Annotated in this window: 17 protein-coding genes; 7 read left to right on the forward strand and 10 right to left on the reverse strand. The window is 73.0% G+C overall.

The genetic code is table 11. The annotated features are described in order from the left end of the window. Positions 1-93: 93 nt before the first annotated feature. Positions 94-612 carry an EF-hand domain-containing protein gene (locus tag R4Z63_RS13495; protein ID WP_037924872.1) on the forward strand — a complete coding sequence of 173 codons (519 nt, stop codon included), beginning with the start codon at positions 94-96 and terminating at the stop codon, positions 610-612. A gap of 329 nt (positions 613-941) precedes the next feature. Here the strand turns inward: R4Z63_RS13495 and purU are convergent, their stop codons facing one another. Both purU and R4Z63_RS13505 read right to left on the reverse strand, forming a co-directional pair. Next, positions 942-1826: a formyltetrahydrofolate deformylase gene (gene purU, locus R4Z63_RS13500; RefSeq protein WP_037924870.1), complete on the reverse strand. Its 885-nt coding sequence runs from the start codon at positions 1824-1826 to the stop codon at positions 942-944. 14 nt (positions 1827-1840) lie between these two features. After that, positions 1841-2287: an SCO4402 family protein gene (locus R4Z63_RS13505; RefSeq protein ID WP_037924868.1), complete on the reverse strand. Its 447-nt coding sequence runs from the start codon at positions 2285-2287 to the stop codon at positions 1841-1843. 196 nt (positions 2288-2483) lie between these two features. Between R4Z63_RS13505 and R4Z63_RS13510 the strand changes: the two genes are divergently transcribed. Next, entirely contained in the window at positions 2484-3791 is a 1308-nt protein-coding gene (locus R4Z63_RS13510; RefSeq protein WP_384452924.1) for an ABC transporter substrate-binding protein, read from the forward strand. 81 nt (positions 3792-3872) lie between these two features. Here the strand turns inward: R4Z63_RS13510 and R4Z63_RS13515 are convergent, their stop codons facing one another. Both R4Z63_RS13515 and R4Z63_RS13520 read right to left on the reverse strand, forming a co-directional pair. Next, positions 3873-5144 carry a hypothetical protein gene (locus tag R4Z63_RS13515; protein WP_384452927.1) on the reverse strand — a complete coding sequence of 424 codons (1272 nt, stop codon included), beginning with the start codon at positions 5142-5144 and terminating at the stop codon, positions 3873-3875. A 234-nt stretch (positions 5145-5378) separates the two neighbouring features. Further along, entirely contained in the window at positions 5379-6749 is a 1371-nt protein-coding gene (locus R4Z63_RS13520; protein ID WP_037924863.1) for an NsdA family TPR-like regulatory protein, read from the reverse strand. Positions 6750-6984: 235 nt separating this feature from the next. Between R4Z63_RS13520 and R4Z63_RS13525 the strand changes: the two genes are divergently transcribed. The 3 genes from R4Z63_RS13525 to R4Z63_RS13535 all read left to right on the forward strand — a co-directional run bounded on the left by R4Z63_RS13525 (position 6985) and on the right by R4Z63_RS13535 (position 10339). Next, a complete protein-coding gene (locus tag R4Z63_RS13525; protein WP_236647731.1) occupies positions 6985-7653 on the forward strand; it encodes a bifunctional DNA primase/polymerase in 669 nt (222 codons plus the stop codon). Between the two features lie 161 nt (positions 7654-7814). Beyond that, a complete protein-coding gene (locus R4Z63_RS13530; RefSeq protein ID WP_384452932.1) occupies positions 7815-8666 on the forward strand; it encodes an ABC transporter ATP-binding protein in 852 nt (283 codons plus the stop codon). Next, positions 8663-10339 carry a transporter gene (locus tag R4Z63_RS13535; protein ID WP_384452935.1) on the forward strand — a complete coding sequence of 559 codons (1677 nt, stop codon included), beginning with the start codon at positions 8663-8665 and terminating at the stop codon, positions 10337-10339. The genes R4Z63_RS13530 and R4Z63_RS13535 overlap by 4 nt, the downstream gene beginning before the upstream one ends. Before the next feature lie 105 nt (positions 10340-10444). Here the strand turns inward: R4Z63_RS13535 and R4Z63_RS13540 are convergent, their stop codons facing one another. Then, positions 10445-11320 carry an alpha/beta fold hydrolase gene (locus R4Z63_RS13540; RefSeq protein ID WP_037924853.1) on the reverse strand — a complete coding sequence of 292 codons (876 nt, stop codon included), beginning with the start codon at positions 11318-11320 and terminating at the stop codon, positions 10445-10447. 289 nt (positions 11321-11609) lie between these two features. Next, the gene (locus R4Z63_RS13545; RefSeq protein WP_030665907.1) at positions 11610-12302 is read right to left on the reverse strand and encodes an iron-dependent transcriptional repressor DtxR; all 693 of its coding nucleotides are present in this window, start codon (positions 12300-12302) and stop codon (positions 11610-11612) included. 210 nt (positions 12303-12512) lie between these two features. On the opposite strand from R4Z63_RS13545, the gene R4Z63_RS13550 reads away from it, so the two are divergent. Continuing rightward, the gene (locus tag R4Z63_RS13550; RefSeq protein WP_037924850.1) at positions 12513-13268 is read left to right on the forward strand and encodes an SIS domain-containing protein; all 756 of its coding nucleotides are present in this window, start codon (positions 12513-12515) and stop codon (positions 13266-13268) included. An 83-nt stretch (positions 13269-13351) separates the two neighbouring features. Here R4Z63_RS13550 and R4Z63_RS13555 read toward each other — a convergent pair whose 3' ends face one another. Both R4Z63_RS13555 and pdxH read right to left on the reverse strand, forming a co-directional pair. Beyond that, positions 13352-14665 carry a PAS domain-containing protein gene (locus R4Z63_RS13555; RefSeq protein ID WP_384452940.1) on the reverse strand — a complete coding sequence of 438 codons (1314 nt, stop codon included), beginning with the start codon at positions 14663-14665 and terminating at the stop codon, positions 13352-13354. A gap of 572 nt (positions 14666-15237) precedes the next feature. Next, positions 15238-15903 carry a pyridoxamine 5'-phosphate oxidase gene (pdxH, locus tag R4Z63_RS13560; protein ID WP_384452943.1) on the reverse strand — a complete coding sequence of 222 codons (666 nt, stop codon included), beginning with the start codon at positions 15901-15903 and terminating at the stop codon, positions 15238-15240. A 200-nt stretch (positions 15904-16103) separates the two neighbouring features. Between pdxH and R4Z63_RS13565 the strand changes: the two genes are divergently transcribed. Beyond that, a complete protein-coding gene (locus R4Z63_RS13565; RefSeq protein ID WP_384452946.1) occupies positions 16104-17210 on the forward strand; it encodes a citrate synthase 2 in 1107 nt (368 codons plus the stop codon). Between the two features lie 109 nt (positions 17211-17319). On the opposite strand, the gene R4Z63_RS13570 is transcribed toward R4Z63_RS13565, so the two are convergent. Beyond that, positions 17320-17928, reverse strand: coding sequence for a TetR/AcrR family transcriptional regulator (locus R4Z63_RS13570; RefSeq protein ID WP_052031070.1), 609 nt, complete (start codon positions 17926-17928; stop codon positions 17320-17322). Then, positions 17916-18653 carry an enoyl-CoA hydratase family protein gene (locus R4Z63_RS13575; protein ID WP_384447694.1) on the reverse strand — a complete coding sequence of 246 codons (738 nt, stop codon included), beginning with the start codon at positions 18651-18653 and terminating at the stop codon, positions 17916-17918. The genes R4Z63_RS13570 and R4Z63_RS13575 overlap by 13 nt, the downstream gene beginning before the upstream one ends. Positions 18654-18746 lie beyond the last annotated feature (93 nt).

Raw genomic sequence — 18746 nt, forward strand, 5'->3', positions numbered from 1 at the left:
ACCGCTTCGCTTAACGTGCAGGCCACCGAGGCCTTACGCTCCTGCCTTGTCTTGATCTCAACCCCACGCACACGTGAAGGTGGAACGCCGCATATGGACAGCGCAGAATACGAGCGCAAGATCGCCGCCCGATTCGCCACCTTCGACCAGGACGGGTCCGGCTTCATCGACCGGGAGGACTTCAGCACGGCCGCGAAGGCCGTCCTGGCCGAATTCGGTACCACCGCAAGGTCGGAGAAGGGCCAGGCCGTCTTCGGCGGAGCCGAGGCGTTCTGGCAGGGCATGGCCGGGATCGCGGACGTCGACGGGGACCAGCGGGTGTCCCGCGAGGAGTTCATCACCGGTGCGGCCAAGCGGCTGCGCGACAACCCGCAGCGGTTCGCGGAGATCGCCCGCCCGTTCCTGCGGGCCGTGATCGCGGTGGCGGACGAGGACGGCGCCGGCGCGACGCCGAAGGCAGCGGCCCGGGTGCTGCGCGTCCTCGGCACCCCGCCCGAAATCGCCGAGCAGGTGGCACTCGCCCTGGACACCGACGGCGACGGTCGCATCTCGGAGGACGAGATCCTGGCCGCCTTCGCGGGGTACTGCGGTGTGGAGGCCCCCGACGCGTAACGCCTGCGGCGAGCCCGCGCGGACCGGCGGAGCGTACCGAGCGGACGGAGTACCCGACGCCACGCCGCCCGCCGGGCGGTGACGGACCGGCGGGCCGACCGGGTGGTGCCGTACCTCGGTCCGCGGACCGGGATCCGGGGCACGGTCCCCCGCCCCGGCGCGCGGTCCTGCCCTCGCCCCGCGCACTGCGGGCCCAGGCGCACTGCGGGCCCAGGCGCACTGCGGGCCGGTGCCGGCCGCCGCCGGTCACGGGCCGGCCGTCCCGGTCTGCCGGCCCTGACCGCCGGCGCCTGCGGCGCGCGGGTCACCACCCGCGCGCGGCCCGTACGTCAGGCGAAGACGACGGTGCGGGAGCCGTTCAGCAGCACACGGTGCTCGCTGTGCCACTTCACCGCGCGCGCGAGCGCCTGGCACTCCACGTCGCGGCCGACGGCCACCAGCTGGTCCGGGGTGACCTCGTGGCCCACCCGCTCGACCTCCTGCTCGATGATCGGCCCCTCGTCGAGGTCCGCCGTCACGTAGTGAGCGGTCGCACCGATCAGCTTCACACCGCGCGCGTGCGCCTGGTGGTACGGCTTGGCGCCCTTGAAGCTCGGCAGGAAGGAGTGGTGGATGTTGATGATCCGCCCGCTCAGCTCCTTGCAGAGGGTGTCCGACAGCACCTGCATGTACCGCGCCAGCACGACCAACTCGACGTTCTCCGCGCGTACGAGTTCCAGCAGCTGGGCCTCCGCCTGGGCCTTGGTGTCCTTCGTCACCGGGATGTGCACGAACGGCACCTCGTAGGAGGCGACCAGTTCGGCGAAGTCGGTGTGGTTGGAGACCACGGCCGCGATCTCGACCGGCAACGCCCCGATCCGCGAGCGGAAGAGCAGGTCGTTGAGGCAGTGCCCGAACTTGGACACCATCAGGATGATCCGCATGCGCTCCTCGGAGCGGTGGATCTGCCAGTCCATCTTGAAGGAGTCGCCGATGGCGGCGAAGCTCGCCCGCAGCTTCTCCACCGTCACCGCAGGCTCGGCCTCGAAGTGCACCCGCATGAAGAAGAGCCCGGTCTCCCGGTCTCCGAACTGCTGGCTGTCCACGATGTTGCAGCCGGTCATGAACAAGTAGCTCGACACGGCGTGCACGATGCCCTGCTTGTCGGGGCATGACACGGTCAGGACGTACTGGGGCTGCTGCTGGGCCTGGGCCTCGTTGTGCGGGTCGCTCATGACCGCACAGCCTTTCACACCGCGCGGGTGAGCATCCTCAACGCTTCCAGCGAGGTGGGCCGTACGTCCGGGTCGTCCCCGTCGGCCTGCGCCAGCCGTACGTGCGCCTCGCGTGCGGCGCGGACGGCCTCGGGCCACGCGTGGTGCTCCAGGTAGACCGAGACGGGTGCGTCGGGGCCGACCTGGTGGAGGATCCGGAGCACGCGCAGCACGGCGAGGTCCACGAGGGCCGCCTCCTGCGAATCGCGGAAGATCGTGCCGACGTACTTCTCGGCCGACCAGCTGTCGAGCCAGGTGTCCTCGACGAGCCGGTAGACGGCGTCGGTGACGTCGCCGTACCCTTCGCCGCCGGCCAGCCAGGTGTCCTCGTGGAAGGCCGGATCGGAAAGCATGTGCAGCGCCGAGCGCACGTTGCTGCGCCAGCGCCACCACGGCATGTCGTTCAGGGGCATGCCGCCCATGGTGGAGGAGCGGCCGCCGCGTTTGGAAGAGTTCTTCGAACCTTGGGCGAATGTCACGCTTTCGATCGTACGTTCCCGTTCGGCGCGATCTTGAAGGGCCCGCGTGCGACGGCGCCCCCGCAATTCACCTCGACGTCACCGAATGTTGTGTCCGTCTCACTCGACAGTTACCGGTGGGGCGGAATGGTGCTTGGACATGACCATCTCGCGACGCGCAGTGTCCCTCTCCCGCACCTTCGCGGCCACGGCGATGGGTGCATGCCTCGTGGCCGGGTGCGGGACTCTCCCCGGGGGCTCGGGGGGGTCCGGCGGCACCATCACCGTCATGACGTTCGCCCCGGAAGGGACCGGCGCCACGAACATGCCCGGCATGACCGGAATGGCCAAAGCCTACGAGCGCTGGGTGAACACCCAGGGTGGAATCAACGGCCACAAACTACGCGTACTGACCTGCAACGAGAAGAACACGCCCAGCGGCGCCGCCGACTGCGCCCGCGAAGCGGTCGCGGAGAAGGCCGTCGCCGTCGTGGGCTCCTACAGCCAGCACGGACGCGCCTTCATGGCCCCCCTGGAGGTGGAGGGAATTCCCTTCATCGGCGGCTACGGGGTCTCCTCCGAGGAGTTCCAGTCCCCGCTCTCCTACCCGGTCAACGGCGGCCAGTCGGTCCTGATCGCGGGCGCCGGCCACCAGCTCGGCCGCGTCTGCGACCAGGTCGCGCTGGTCCGCCCCGACACCATCGCGGGCGACACGCTGCCGGTCCTGCTCAACGCCGGACTACGGGCCAACAAGATGGCCGACGCCGCCGACATCCGGGCCGCCGAGGACTCCGCCGACTTCAATCCGCAGGCGAGCGCGGCACTCGCGCACCTCACCGGTGCCGGCACCGGCAAGGAGAAGGAAAAGGAGAAGGAGAAGGAGAGGGGCTGCGTGACCGCGGTCCTCGGCGAGCGCACCGAGACGTTCTTCGACGCGTTCCGCCGCACCGAACCGCAGCGCAGGAAGCCGCAGATCTCCTCCGTACTGGGCAGTGTCAGCCAGTCCCTGGTGGACCGCACGGGCGGCCGGGAGAGCCCCTTCGAGGGCGCCTACCTCACGGGCTGGTACCCGGTGGCCTCCGATCCCGCCTGGGAGCCGATGCGCAAGGTCGTCAACGACTTCGCCTTCGGCGATGACACCGTCGACCCCGACGACACCGGCGCGCAGACCACCTGGATCGCGTACACGGTGCTGAGCGAGATCGTGAAGCGCCTCGACCCGGACGAGGTCGTCGACGCCCACAGGGTCAAGCGCTCGCTGAACGAGTCCCAGCCCGTGCAGACCGGCGGCCTCACCCCGGACCTGAGCTGGCGCTACCAGGACATGCGCGCCGTCGCCGGCTTCCCCCGCATCGTCAACGGACGGGTCACCTTCCAGATCGTGCAGTCCGGGCGTCTCGTGGCGCAGCCGGGCGAGCCGAGCCTGGACATGACCCCGACGCTGGTGGGATCCCCGCACACGGCGTGAGTGCGGCCCGTACCGGCGTCGGGGGAAGGCCCGGGGAGGCCGGGTCGCTCCGGAGTCGCCCCGGGGAGATCCCGGGGAGGCTCAGAGCTGGGACTTGTCTCGCTTGGTGAGTCCGTACTTGGCCGCGATCGTGTTCCACATGCCCGCGGCCGACTCCTTGGCCCTGGTCGCCTCACCGCTCGACTTGTTGCCTTCGGAGGCGTTCTTGGTGGCCTTGGCCTTGCCACCCTTGCACTTGTCGTCGTGCACCTCGTCCGCCCACTCCGCGTAGCTGTTGTCGGCGTCCGCCGAGGCCTGCCAGGCCTTGGTGAGGGCAGCGGACAGCCTGGCGTGGTCGGGCAGCTTGTCGACCTTCAACTCCTCCAGCCGGGTGATGAGTTCCTCGCGCTGACGGGCCGCGTCGCGCAGGTCCGAGGCCGCCTGGTCGAGGTTGGCGCAGCCCTTGATGTCCTCCACGGCCTTGATCACCGCGGCCCGGCTGTCGTTGCTGTCCGCGAGCAGCTTGTCCAATTGGACGGCTTGCGAGCGGGCCGGATCGACCGGGGCCTCGCCGGCAGGGGCCGAACCGCCGCTCGCGGTCGGCGCGACGGGCACGGCGCCCGGGTCGCTGTTGCGGGGCTTGCCGTCGCCGAGCAGCGAGCCCACGCCGAGACCGACGACGGCGAGACCGATCACGACGGCGCCGATGATCGCGGGCGAGACCTTGCGGGAGGAGTCCGCCGGCGGGGGCGGGGCGTACTGCTGGTTCGGGTGGGGCTGGTGCGCCTGCGGCGGTACGGGGGCCTGCGCGCGCGGCGGGTAGGGCCGTTGCGGCGGACGGCCCCGCAGCACGGGCTCCTGCACGGGCGGCAGCTGCTGGGTGTGCCCGGCGGAGTCGTCACCGCGGAACAGGCCGTCGAACCCTTCGACGGCGGAGGCGGCGGGAGCACCGGGGCCCGGATCGGAGGGGACCGGCGGGATGTACTGCGTCGCCGCCTCCGCCGGAGCGGGGCCCGCGGGGCCCGCCGACACCGGGGGGATGAATTGGGTCGCCGCCTCGTCGTGCCCGGGATACTGCGGGACGGGCGGTATGTACTGCGTCGCGGCCTCCGCGGGAGCGGCCGGGACGGGCGGTATGTACTGGGTGGCGGCCTCGGGCAGCGGCGGATAGCCGTAGCCGTGCGGTGCACCAGGACCCTCGTAGCCGGGCCCGACCACGTGCCCGGGCGCCGCCTCTTGACCGGGGTAGGCCTGCGGGTAACCGTAGGCGGCCCCGGGCTGCGGCTGCTCGGGGTACGCCGGATACCCGGACGCCGGGTCCGGGCCCCACGGAGCACCCGGCTGTGGGGCGCCCCCTTGTCCGCTCTGCGTCACCGGGACTCCTTCTCCGACTCGCCCGACCGTACGGAACCCCGGCCACGCTACCCGGTCACGCACCGCCACCGTGAGACCACCCGCACCCCGGGAACCAGCCCCGCCGGGCATCGAGGCCCGGGGGCCCGCACGCGGCGCCCGCGCAGCGGCGCCGCGGACGGGTACCCGGTCCGCGCTCCGGACCGGCCGGCCCGGCCGCCGCACCCGCCGCCGCACCCGCCGCCGGGCGAGCCGTCAGGCGACCCGCGCGGCGAATTCCCGTACCGCTTCCTCCTCCCGGTACGGCCCCAGCCTCGTCCTGAAGTCCTCCAGGTACTCCGCGCCCCGGTTCGAGCGCAGCCCCTCCAGCAGTTCCGACGCCTGGGTGGCCGTCCGGCAGGCCTGTTCCACCTCTCGCTGCTGCACCTGCGCGGCCGCCAGCAGCAGCAACCCGATGGCCCGGCGGCGCGCCTTGCCCGCCGGGAGGTGGCGCAAGGCCTCCTCGGCCTGCCGGGCCGCCGCGTCCGCCTGTCCCAGATCGCGGTGGCAGTGGGCCAACTCGTCGGCGAGGTAGGCCTCGTCGAAGTGCCGGATCCACACCGGGTCGTCGCCCGACTCCGGCTCCGCCCGCTCCAGCGCGCTCAGCGCACGCGCCGACAGCACCCCCGTCGCCCGGGCGTCGCCCAGCAGCGCGTGCCCGCGCGCCTCGGCGGCGTAGTACATGGCCTCGACCCGCGGGGTGACCTGCCCGCGGGTCCCCTCCTGCGCGGCCCGCGCCAACTGCGCGATCTCCCGCGGGTTGCCGAGCTCCGCCGCGAGGTGACTCATGGACGCCGCCAGTACGTAACCCCCGTACGCGCGGTCCCCGGCCGCCTGGGCCAGCCGTAGCGCCTGGATGTAGTAGCGCTGCGCGAGGCCCGGCTGGCCCGTGTCCACCGCCATGTAGCCGGCCAGCTCCGTCAGCCGGGCGACCGCCGCGAACAGGGCCCGTCCGACGGGTTCCCGGTAGGAGCCGCCGATCAGCCCCGACACCACCGAGTTGAGGTAGTGCACGACCACCGGCCGGACGTGGCCGCTGCCGAAGCGGTGGTCGAGGTCCTTGAGGGCCTCGGTGGTCGCCCGTACCGCCTCCACATCCGACATGCCGACCCGTGCGCCGCCGCTGCGCGCCACCTGGGTGTCGGCGCCGGTGATCAGCCAGTCGCGGCTCGGCTCGACGAGCGCCGAGGCGGCCACGTTGGAGCCCGCGAGGAAGTCGCGTCGTCCGACGTCGCTGCGCCACAGCTCGCAGACCTGCTCGATCGCGCCGATGACGGTCGGGGAGAACTGCAGGCCGACGCCGGAGGCGAGGTTCTTGCCGTTGGCCATGCCGATCTCGTCGATGGTGACGGTCCGGCCGAGTTTGCGCCCGAGCGCCTCGGCGATGATGCCGGGAGCCCGGCCGCGCGGCTGCTGGCCGCGTAGCCACCGGGCCACGGAGGTCTTGTCGTAGCGCAGATCGAGGCCGTGTTCGGCCCCGCACATGTTGACGCGCCGGGCGAGCCCGGCGTTCGAGCACCCGGCTTCCTGGATGAGCGCCTGAAGCCGTTCGTTCGGCTGGCGGGCGACGAGAGGCCTGGCTGCCATGAAAACCCCCTGCTGGACGCGGGTGGATCCGTTGGAATGATCACTTCCCGCCTGATGTGCGGAGAATCTTCCGCTCTGCGTCGTGTCGCTACCCAGCGACAGCGCCCCGGCCTCCTACGCGCCCCCACGCGTGCATCAGTGCGCCCCGTTTGCAGGATCGATGCTCCGCGCGCGGGCGGGTTGACGCCCGTAACCACGGGTGACGCGGGCAGTTGTGATGGTCGTGGAAGAGACCATGGGAGTCACGGAGACCGCACCCATCCCCACGCAGCGCGGAGAGCAGCTGCTGGACCATGCCGTGCGGTACGCGGAAGAACGGCACTGGGATGTCTTCGCCGGCACCTGGCTGGAGCCCGGGGACGGCCGCGAGCTCTGTTCCTGCGGGGCCGCGGACTGCCCGGCGCCCGGCGCGCACGCGGCGGTGAAGGACTGGGCGGCGCACGCCACGGGCAGCGCGGTGCAGGTGCGCCGGGTGTGGGGGAAGAACCCGGGGGCGTCGATCCTGCTGCCGACGGGTCGGACCTTCGACGCGCTGGACGTGCCGGACTCGGCCGGCTTCCTGGCGCTGGCCCGGCTGGAGCGCATGCAGCGGACCCTCGGACCGGTCACGCTGACGCCCGACCACCGGATGCTGTTCTTCGTGCTGCCGGGGGCCGGCGTCAAGGTCGCCGACCTCGTGCGCAAGCTGGGCTGGTCGCCGTCCGCGATCGACCTGACGGCACGCGGCGAGGGCGAGTACGTGGCCGCCCCGCCGACCCGCTTCGGCGGCCGGGGCGCGGTCCAGTGGGCGCGCCGGCCCACGCCCGCGAACCGGTGGCTGCCGGACACGGAGGAGCTGATCGACGCGCTGGCGTACGCGTGCGGCAGCGAGGCCGCGGCGGAGCGCAAGCGACGCCAGGGCTGAGACCCCGGCGCGGGGCCGGCGGCGTGGGGTCCCGGGCGCGGGGCCGACGGTGTGCGATCTGCCCCGGAAACTCATGACATACGTAACGGACAGGGCCTCTCCCCCTCCTCCTATCGTGAGGGAAGAACGACCAACGGGGACGTGTGACGAGAGGCAGGCGCATGCCGGACCAGGGCGATGCGACGGGTGGGACGGACGCGGCGTACGAGGTGCGAACCGCGCCGTCCGCCGTGCGCGTGGAAGGTCTGTGGAAGCGGTTCGGCGACCAGGTGGCCGTCGCCGGCATCGACCTGGAGCTTCCCGCGGGGAAGTTCATCGGCCTCGTGGGGCCGAACGGGGCGGGCAAGACGACCACGCTGTCCATGGTGACCGGGCTGCTGCGTCCCGACCTGGGGCGGGTCGTCGTCGCGGGGCACGACGTGTGGACGGACCCGGCCGGGGTGAAGGCGCGGATCGGCGTACTGCCCGAGGGGCTGCGGCTCTTCGAGCGGCTGTCGGGGCGCGAACTGCTCGGCTACATGGGCCGTCTGCGCGGGCTCCCGGGCGAGGAGACCGACAAGCGGGCCACTCAGCTGCTGGACATCCTCGACCTGGCCGGTTCGCAGCACAAGCTGGTCGTCGACTACTCGACCGGCATGCGCAAGAAGATCGGCCTGGCCGCGGCCCTGTTGCACAATCCCGAAGTGCTCTTCCTGGACGAGCCGTTCGAGGGTGTCGACCCGGTGTCGGCGCAGACCATCCGCGGAGTGCTGGAACGTTACACCGCGTCCGGTGCCACGGTCGTCTTCTCCTCCCACGTGATGGAGCTGGTGGAGTCGCTGTGCGACTGGGTGGCCGTGATGGCCGCCGGCCGCATCCGCGCCGCGGGCCCGCTGGCCGAGGTACGGGGCTCCGCACCCTCCCTCCAGGCCGCCTTCCTCGAACTGGTCGGCGCGCACGGGCGGGACACGGCCGGGGAGTCGCTGGACTGGCTCGGCGGCAACCCCGGGACCTCCGGGACGGTCACGCGATGAGCGCGCCCGCCGCCCCCGCCGGGACCGGCGGCGCCTCCGGCACCTCCCGGAGCTCCGACGCAACGGCGGTCCCCGCCGCTCCGCCCGCGCTGACCCCGATCTTCCTCCGCATCAAGCTGTCGCTGCTGCGCAACGGGCTGAAGGGCTCCTCGAAGCGCAAGGCCGCCTACTTCTCGACGCTGGCCTTCGCGCTGGTGGTCGGCTTCTTCATCACCCTCGGGCTGAGCCTGCTGCGCGGCAACGCGCACGCGGGCACCGTCGTGGTGATCGTGGCCGCGATCCTGGCGCTCGGCTGGGCGTTCATGCCGCTGTTCTTCCCCACCGGGGACGAGACCCTGGACCCGAGCCGGCTGGTGATGCTGCCGTTGCGCCCACGTCCTCTGGTACGGGCCCTGCTCGCGGCCTCGCTCGTCGGCATCGGGCCGCTGTTCACGCTGTGCCTGGCGATCGGCTCGGTGGCAGCCGTCGCCCGCGGCGCCGCCGGCGCGGTGGCCGCCGCGGTGGCTGTGCCGCTCCTGCTGCTGGGCTGCGTCACCCTGGCGCGGGCCGTGGCGACGGCCAACGTGCGCCTGCTGACCAGCCGCAAGGGGCGCGATCTGGCGCTCCTCAGCGGCCTGGTGATCGCGGTGGGCGCGCAGCTGGCCAACTTCGCCAGCCAGAGCCTCTTCCAGGCGGGGGGCCTGTCGACGCTGGAGCCCGTCGAGGCGGTGGTGCGGTGGCTGCCGCCGGCGACCGCCGTCGGCATGGTGGACTCCGTCAGCGAGGGCGCGTACGGCCGGGCGGCGGCCCAACTGGCGCTGAGCGTGGCCGCCGTGGCCGGCCTGACCTGGGCCTGGGAGCGCAGCCTGACCCGGCTGATGGTCACGCCGGACGGTTCGACGATCGCGGCCTCCGGACCGGTCAAGGACCGCGGTGGTGCCGGCGGCGGCTTCTGGTCGCTGTTGCCGGGCGGGCGGACGGGCGCCTCCATGCAGCGCACCCTGCGCTACGTCGCGCGTGACCCGAAGACCAAGTCGGCCTGGGTGACCGCGCTGGCCATCGGCCTGATCGTGCCGGTCTTCAACGCGCTGCAGGGCACCGGGTCGGTCTACCTCGGCAGCTTCGGCGCGGGCATGCTCGGCGTGCAGATGTACAACCAGTTCGGGCAGGACACCTCGGCATTCTGGATGGTCGCGCAGACCATCTCGAACGCCCGTGAGGCGTACGTGGAGCTGCGGGCCCGTGCGGCGGCGCTGGCGCTGGTCACCGTCCCGTACACGGTCCTGGTCACGGCGGTCACCGCCGCCCTGGTGGACGACTGGCAGGCCTTCCCCGCAGGGGTGGGCGTGGCCCTCGCGCTGCTGGGCTCGATGCTCTGCACGGGAGCGCTGGCCTCGGCCCGCTTCCCGTACTCCATCCCGACGGACGGCGCCTTCAAGAACGTCGCCCCCGGACAGGCCGGGCTCGCCTGGGGCGGCATCGCCGGCGGGATGCTGGGGTCGGCGCTGGTGTGCGCGCCGGTGATCGTCCTGGCGATCTGGCTGAACACCGCCGGCCTCCGGGACGTCTCCTGGGTGGTGCTTCCGGTCGGCGTCGCCTGGGGCTGGCTGGCTGCCTGGGCGGGCCTGCGGCTCGCGGCCCCCACGGTGTCGCGCAAGCTCCCCGAGATCCTCCTGGCGGTCAGCAAGGGCTGACGCCGCCCGGCGCCCCGCTCCCGCACCGGCCTACGGATCCGGCCGGGAGAGGGGCGACCCGGCGCGGGGGACGCCCGGTGGGGGGCTGGGTCGGGGCCGGGTGGGTCAGGGCGCGGGGGCCGGGATGTCGTCCAGGAAGGGTTCCAGGACCGCGCGCCAGGCCGCGGGCTGGTCGTAGTGGAGGTAGTGGCCGGCGTCGGGGATCTCCGCGTACCGGCCGGCCGGGAGGACGCGGACCATCTCCTGGGCCTCGGCGCGGCCCAGTTCGCCGTCGAGGCCACGGACCACGAGGGTCGGGCAGCGGACCTGGGCCAGCTCCTCCCAGTGGGCGTCGTGGACCCAGGTCTCGCGGGCCGTCAGCATCTGGCGGCGGGAGAAGAGCGGGCGCCAGCCGTCGGCGGCCTCGTGCATGACCTCGGCGAAGAAGGCGCCGCGGCCGGGGTCGGGGCGCTCCACGCGGGGGTCGTCCTCGCCGAACCAGCGGCGGGCGGCGTCCTGGGTGGGGAAGGGCAGGGGCCAGAGGTGGAACCACTCCTCCCAATCGCGCTGGGAGGCCGCGCCGAGTGCCGAGGCGCGCATGTCGCAGATGACGAGGGCGGCGACCAGGTCGGGGCGGCGGGCGGCGAGCTGCCAGGCGGTGAGCGCTCCCATGGAGTGGCCGATCAGGGTCACTGGGGCGAGGCCGAGCTGTTCCACGGCGGCTTCGGCGTCGGCCACGAAGGCCTCGCGGCCCAGGGCGGTGTGCGGGGCGGCGCCGTCGGGCGGGCGGTCGCTGTGACCGTGTCCGCGCTGGTCCAGGGCCACGACGCGGCGGCGTTCGCCGAGCCAGCGGGCGGTGGCGGCCCAGTGGGAGGCGCGCCCCATCAGCCCGTGCAGTAACAGCACTCCGGGGCGGGGAGCTGTCTCGGCGACCGGTTCTCGGAACTGCCAGGCGGCCAGCCGAACACCTTGGGCCCCTGTCACATCAACGCGCTGTACCACCGCAGATGCACCCCCTTCGCTCCCCGCCAGATTATCGAACCCTCATTCGAAAACGGGGTTCTCGCCCACAACACCGCTCTTTCGAGTGACCTTGCTCAAGGATTGACCGCCGCTGCCGATGGAGATCCTTTCAACAGGGAGGCGGGCCGCTCGGGGAAGACGGTCCGAGGGGACGACCTTGAGAGCTCGGGGCTCCAGGTCACACCGGGGAGGACCGGTCCCGGCGCCGCGAGGCGCCGGGACCGAACCCTGCCGAGGGCCGATCCGTAGAGGTGGGGACCCTACGGGATCAGCGCTTCGCCACGAACACGTGCGAGGCGATCTCCGCCTCCAGCTCCGCGGCCTCGCCACCACTGCCGACCAGCACACCGCCCGGCGACTCGGTCACGCTCACCACGGAACCGGGCTGTACGCCCGCCCGGCGCAGCGTGTACATCAGCTGGGCGTCCGTCTGGATCGGCTCCCCGATGCGCCGCACGACCACCGTCTTGCCCTCGGTGCCCGGGTCCAGCTCCGACAGGCTGATCATGCCGTCCTCCAGGAACGGCTCCGCCTCGGCCTTCTCCCCCAGCTCCTCCAGCCCGGGGATCGGGTTCCCGTACGGCGACTCGGTCGGGTGGCGGAGCAGCTCCAGCACCCGCCGCTCCACCGCCTCGCTCATCACGTGCTCCCACCGGCAGGCCTCGGCGTGGACCTGCTCCCACTCCAGCCCGATGACGTCGACGAGCAGGCACTCGGCGAGCCGGTGCTTGCGCATCACGCGCGTCGCGAGCCGCCGGCCTTCGTCGGTCAGCTCCAGGTGGCGGTCGGTGGCGACGGCCACCAGGCCGTCCCGCTCCATGCGCGCCACCGTCTGGCTCACCGTCGGCCCGCTCTGGTCCAGCCTTTCGGCGATCCGGGCGCGCATGGGTACCACGCCTTCCTCTTCCAGCTCGAGGATGGTGCGGAGATACATCTCCGTGGTATCGATCAGTCCGGACATTCGTGCCCCTCGGATTGCGTGCGCTGGCCCTGCCCCAATTCTGACGCATGAGGCCGACAATCGTCCCGTGCCAAGGGGTCAAGACCCGTCCCGGACATCGCCCCGCGCTTCGGACACGGCAGGGACGGCCGTATTGACAGGCCCTTGGTCCAGACCGCACGGTGAGCGGCGGACACGGACGCACCCCACCTCTGGAAGGGCCATCGGCGTATGAGCGAGAGCAAGCTGGCCGGTCAGTTCTTCGACGCCGCCATCGGCCTGCTGGAGCGGGTACGGGACGAGGAGGCCCCGCACATCGCCGAGGCCGGCAGCCTCGTCGCCGACGCCGTCGCAGCCGGCAACCGCCTCTTCGCCTTCGGCGCCGGACACTCCTCGCTGCCCGCACAGGACGTCGTCTACCGGGCCGGCGGCCTGGCCCTGATGAACTTCCTGGCCGTCCCCGGCACGGCCGGCGTCGACGTCATGCCCGCCACCCTGGGCAGCGCGCTGGAACGGGTCGACGGCCTCGCCGGCGCCGTCCTCGACAGCAGCCCCGCCTCCGAGGGCGACGTCCTCGTGATCATCTCCCTCTCCGGGCGCAACGCCCTGCCGGTCGAGATGGCCATGAACGCCCGCGCCATCGGCCTCAAGGTCATCGGCGTGACCTCCGTCGCGTACGCCACCGGAACCAGGTCGCGACACACCTCCGGCACCTTCCTCAAGGACCACTGCGACGTCGTCCTCGACAGCAAGATCGCGGTCGGCGACGCCGAACTGAGCCTCGACGGCATCGACGCCCCCTTCGCCCCCGCCTCCACCGTCGTCACCAGCGCGATCATGCAGGCGGTCATGGCGACAGCAGCCGGGGAACTGGCCGCCCGCGGCCTGGAGCCTCCGCTGCTGCGCTCGGGCAACGTCGACGGCGGCCACGAGTGGAACGGCCGCGTCATGCAGGAGTACGGCGACCGGATCTTCTTCCGCCACTGACCGCCCCGGCCGACACCGGCGGCCCCTGACCGCCCGGCCCGCACGAAACGGCCCCGACCGCGCCCACCGCCGGCCCGCCGCCGTCAGTGACCCGGCGGGCGCGTCGCCAGGTCCAGGTCCGCCGCGACCCGAGCCGCCACCTCCTCCGCGTACGCGGCGTCCGCGCGCTCGAACGCCACCCGCGAGGGCCCGCGCAGGAACGTCAGCGCCCCCAGGGTCCGGCCCCGGCTGCGCAGCACCGTGCACAGCACGTGCGCCACGTCCTCGGGCCACTGCCGGGCCCGCGCCCACTCCGCGTCCGCCTCGCCGCGCGGGGCGCTGGTGCGCACCGAGCCGATCCGGTCCAGCGCCTGCAGCGCCGGGTGCCCGGCCGCGTACCGCACGGGGATCGAGCCGGGCCCCGGCAGTGCGGGCGGCGACGCGGCGCACCGCAGGAGCCTGCGCCGCTCGGAGTCGACCGCCGGGTCCAGGACGTCCAGCAGCGCGTGCTCGGCGAAGCCGGCGAGCGCGAAGTCCAGGCGCACGGCGGCCGCCTCCGCCGGATCCTCGCATTCGGCGGCGGCCCGCCCGGCGCGGTGGAGCTGGTGGGACCGGAACCGCGCCTGCGCGGCATCGAGCTGTTCCTGCCGGGCCTCGGTGACGTCCTGGATCAGCCAGCCGACGCCGAGCGGCACCGGTTCCTCCGCGAGCGGCGAGGCCAGCCGCAGGAACCCGCACCGCCAGCACCGGCGCCGCACGCCCTCCGCCGTACGCACCGAGACCCATATCTCGACCGGCGCGGGCGGCGCCCCCTCCGCGAGCACGTGCTGGAGCGCACCCTCCAGCTCCTCCACCCCCTGGGTCAGCAGTTCCCCGAGGGGCCGACCGAGCAGGGCGGTGCCGGTGGTCCCGAAGGCCCGCGCGGCGTGCGTGTTGACCACGGCGGGCCGCAGGTCGACGTCGACCAGGACGACGCCCCAGGAGGCGTCCTCCATCAGGGCCTCGCTCAGCGCGATGGACCGCTCCAGGTCGATCTGCGCGTGCACCTCGCTGAAGGCGCAGTACACCCCCGCGGGCGAGCCGTCGGCACCCGGCACCCCGGCGGACTGCGTCCGTACCAGGACCCGCCCGCCGTCCTTGGTGAGCAGCGCGAATTCGTGGACGTGGCGGCCGGGGACGTGCTGGGCGGACATCAGTCTGTCCTGCACGTCCTGCGCGTCGGCGGCCCGCACGGCCCACCCCTCGAATCCCTTGCGCCCGACGGCCTCCCCGGCCGACCAGCCCAGGATCCGCTCGGCCTCACGGTTCCAGTGGGTGATCACCCCGTCGGAATCGAAGGCGCACAGCGCGGCGTCCATCCCGTCCAGCAGCGCGGCGAGCAGGTCGTCGGCGGTCTCGTCACGTCCGGAAGCACTCACCTGGAACCCCCAGCAGGTGTTCGCGTATGCGGCACGTCAGATCATTGAACTCGAACGTGACCCACACCACACCGCTTTCGCCGGATTGGGGACACGAAATCCGGTCGGGCCGGACCGGGCGGTCGCACGGTCCGGCGGCGAGCGCGGGAAATAAAACGGTTGTGGCCGCCGCCGGGGCTACCTAGGCTCTGAGGCACACGAGAAGGGAGGTGGTTCCCGAAATGTACGGAAACCGGACGCGTGAGGTGGCTGCGGGCTAGGGCCCGTCGTCAGCAACGCACCCAGTGCGGTGCCCGGCGGATCGCCCGGCGCCAATCCCAAGCAGTCACCCGACCCGCGGGCTCGCCGGCACGTCCGGCCGGCTCCTCTCACTGCAGGAGAGGAACCCGAGCTCGCGGGTCGTCTGCGTCCACGCTCCCGCGGGACGGGCCCCGGGGCCCGGGGCCCGTTGCGAAGGTCCCGCCCACCGCCCGCCCCTCGGCGCCCTCCGCCGTGCGATCGCACGCCCCGGACGCCGCGGGGCCGCCCGCCCTCCGGGCGGACGACGCTCCCGGGGACAGAACGCCTGACGCCTAGGGGCAGAGCCGCTCCAGACGCCACTTCTCGTCACCCTCCAGCACGTAGTGGAGGCGGTCGTGCAGCCGGTTCTCGTGGCCCTGCCAGAATTCGATCTCCCGGGGCACCACCCGCAGACCGCCCCACTCCGGCGGCACCGGAACCTGCTCGCCCTCCGGGTAGCGCGCCGCGAGCTCGGCGTAGCGGCTGTCCAGCTCCGCGCGCGAGCCGATCACGCTCGACTGCTCGCTGGCCCAGGCGCCCAGCTGCGAGCCGTGCGGCCGGGACCGGAAGTACGCCGCCGTCTCGTCGCGGCCGATGCGGGCCGCCGTACCGGTGACGATCACCTGGCGGGCGATGGGGTGCCAGGGGAAGAGCAGCGCGACGTGCGGGTTCCGCGCGAGCTCCCGCCCCTTGCGGGACGCGTAGTTGGTGAAGAACACGAACCCCCGGCTGTCGAACTGCTTCAGCAGCACCGTGCGCGAGCTGGGCCGCCCGTCGGGGGTGGCCGTCGAGACGACCATGGCGTTCGGTTCGAAGAGGTGCGAGTCGGCCGCCTGCTGGAACCACCGGGCGAACTGTTCCATGGGGTCCTCGGCGAGGCTCTCCTCGTGGACGATCTCCGAGCGGTACTGCTTGCGCATCATTGCGGGGTCAATGTCCTGATCGGTCACGTCGGCCATCCTGCCGCAGGTGAACCCGCGGCGGTGTGCCGTATGTCACGCTTCCGCAGCCGGGGCGTAGCGGCCAAAATCTTGGGGCCGGTCCGAAGGTCCCCGCACGGATGACCATCGGCCCTGCCGGGCATCAACGGGGATGACCGCGCCGGACCGCGAGTCACGCCGGGAGCCGCGCGTGTTCGCACTATCTGAGGAGCCGCCTGATGTCCGACTTCGTACCCGGGCTCGAAGGGGTCGTCGCGTTCGAGACCGAGATCGCCGAACCGGACAAGGAAGGCGGATCGCTCCGCTACCGGGGCGTCGACATCGAAGACCTCGTCGGCCACGTCTCCTTCGGGAACGTCTGGGGCCTGCTGGTCGACGGGGCGTTCAACCCAGGTCTCCCGGCCGCCGAGCCCTTCCCCATCCCGGTCCACTCCGGTGACATCCGCGTCGACGTGCAGTCCGCGCTCGCGATGCTCGCCCCCGTGTGGGGTCTGAAACCGCTGCTGGACATCGACGTGCAGACCGCCCGCGACGACCTGGCGCGCGCGGCCGTGATGGCGCTGTCGTACGTCGCCCAGTCCGCCCGCGGCCAGGGCCTGCCCATGGTCCCCCAGCGCGAGATCGACAAGGCCGAGTCCGTCGTCGAGCGGTTCATGATCCGCTGGCGGGGCGAGCCGGACCCGAAGCACGTCAAGGCCGTCGACGCCTACTGGACCTCCGCCGCCGAGCACGGGATGAACGCCTCCACGTTCACCGCCCGCGTCATCGCCTCCACCGGTGCGGACGTGGCGGCCGCCCTCTCCGGCGCCGTCGGCGCCATGTCGGGCCCGCTGCACGGCGGCGCGCCGTCCCGCGTGCTCGGCATGATCGAGGAGATCGAGCGCACCGGTGACGCCGTGGCGTATGTGAAGAAGGCCCTCGACAAGGGCGAGCGCCTGATGGGCTTCGGGCACCGCGTCTACCGCGCCGAAGACCCGCGCGCCCGGGTGCTGCGGCGCACGGCCAAGGAGCTGGACGCGCCGCGCTACGAGGTGGCGGCCGCCCTGGAGAAGGCCGCCCTGGAGGAGCTGCACGCGCGCCGCCCCGACCGGGTGCTCGCCACCAACGTGGAGTTCTGGGCCGCGATCATGCTGGACTTCGCGGAGGTCCCGGCGCACATGTTCACCTCCATGTTCAGCTGCGCCCGTACCGCGGGCTGGTCGGCGCACATCCTGGAGCAGAAGCGCACCGGCCGCCTGGTGCGCCCGTCGGCCCGCTACACCGGTCCGGGCCGGCGCGACCCGCAGGAGATCGAGGGCTACGCGGACATCGCCGGGACCGCCTGACCGGCCCGGCCTCCCGCCACCACGGGGGCGCCGCGCCCCGGACCACTCCGGGCGCGGCGCCCCCGTGGTGTCTTCCGGACCCGGCGGCCTGTCGGGCGCTGGTGTGCGCTCAGCCGAGAGCCGCGTCGAGGATGCGCGACCACTGGGCCACGACACGGTCGCGGCGGGCCGCGTCGTCGGTCAGCACGTTCGCCAGCCCCAGGCCGCGGGCCATGTCGAGGAGGCCCTGCACGGTCTCCCGTACGCCGGGTACGGACTCGTCGGCGCCCAGCAGCTCGACCGCGATGCGATGGGTCTCGCGGCCGACCCGGGCCTCCAGCTCGGTGACCCTCGGGCGGAGCTGCTCCTCGTTGGAGGCGGCGACCCAGAGTTGGAGCGCTGCCCGGAAGAGGGCGCCCGTGTACAGGTCGACCAGCGCCTCCACCACGGCCGGGCGGGCGGCCGGACCGGCGTGGAAGAGGTCGCGCAGGGCGGTGGAGCGTTCCTCGGCCACGTACTCGACGGCGGCGGTGAACAGGTCCTCGCGGGTCGGGAAGTGGTGCTGGGCGGCTCCGCGGGAGACACCGGCGCGTTCGGCGACGACGGACACGGTGGAACCGGCCCAGCCGTGCTCGGCCAGGCAGGACACGGCCGCCTCCAGCAGGTGGCGGCGGGTGACGCGGCTGCGCGCCTGCTTGGGGCCGGTTGCGGCGGACGCCGCGCCCGTCACCGTGCCCATGACGGGTCCCGGCGTTCGAGGCGGGCGGTGATGCCCTCGCGGGCCTCGGCGGAGCCGAAGTGGTGCGCGGACAGTGCGGTGAGGGCGGCTCCGTCCCGCGCGAGAGCCGCGCGTACCGGTGCGGTGACCAGTCGTTTGGTCGCGGCGAGTGCCTGCGGTCCGGCCTTGCGCAGGCCCGCGAGGACAGGTGCGAGGGCCTCGTCGACGTCCTCCCCGTGCAGGGTGAGCAGACCGATCCGTGCGGCCTCGGCGGCGTCGAAGGCCTCGGCGGTCAGGACGTAGCGGGCTGCGGCGCGCGGATCGAGGCGGGGCAGGAGCGGCGCGGAGATGACGGCGGGGACCACACCCAGGTGGGTCTCCGTGAAGGCGTACGAGGACGTCGGGCCGGCGGCGGCGATGTCGCAGACGCCGAGCAGGCCGAGGCCGCCGGCCCGGACGTGTCCCGTGACCCGGGCGACGACGGGCTGGGGCAGCTCGGCGATCTCGCGGAGCAGGGCGACGAAGTCGGCCGGGGCGGTGGGGGACGTGAGGTCGGCGCCGGAGCAGAAGGTGGAACCGGTGTGCGTGAGGACGACGGCGCGTACGTCGGGGTCCGCGGCGGCCGCGGCGAAGGCGGCCCGGAGGTCGGCGACGAGCGCGGCGGAGAGCGCGTTGCGGTTGGCCGGGGAATCGAGGGTCAGGGTGGTGACTCCGGCCGCCGTTGTGGCGTGGACGGGTGTGGCCATGGCTCCTCCGGAGCGGTGGGCGGGGTGTACGGGTCCTCCGGGGGGAGGTTATGCGGTGGCCCGTGTGGGGAGTTCGGCGGTGTCCGGGGCGGG

The sequence above is a fragment of the Streptomyces sp. PL-29 genome (assembly GCF_058344425.1).